Raw genomic sequence first — 348 nt, 5'->3', positions numbered from 1 at the left:
GCTGCCGTTCGACTTGCATGTGTAAGGCATGCCGCCAGCGTTCAATCTGAGCCAGGATCAAACTCTTCAGTTTAATACCTGTGTGRTYCYKRMGRAYCTCGCTCTTTCGAGCGGTCGCTCACTCTCAGAAAACTGACTGGCTACATCCGYGATTTGCACCCCGGACATAACCAACATGTTTTACTGTGCGAGCACTTTATAACTTGTAAGCTAAAAGACCGAAGTCTTCCGCATCCGCTATCAAGCGCCCACACTTATCGGTTGTTTGTTTGTTAAAGAACTAGCCGCGGTTCGCTTTGCTTACCGCGTCACTGCGTTTTCTGCAGCAGAGAAACGAGATTATGAAGA

1 rRNA gene is annotated in these 348 nt (G+C 48.7%); it reads right to left on the bottom strand.

Annotated features, from left to right (window positions below):
- A 16S ribosomal RNA gene (locus tag AC1DN0_RS42065) occupies positions 1-73 on the bottom strand; the annotation flags it as partial.
- Positions 74-348: the final 275 nt, after the last annotated feature.

Source organism: Cupriavidus sp. 05N39 (assembly GCF_056397325.1).
This window is presented reverse-complemented; position numbering and strand designations above follow the sequence as displayed.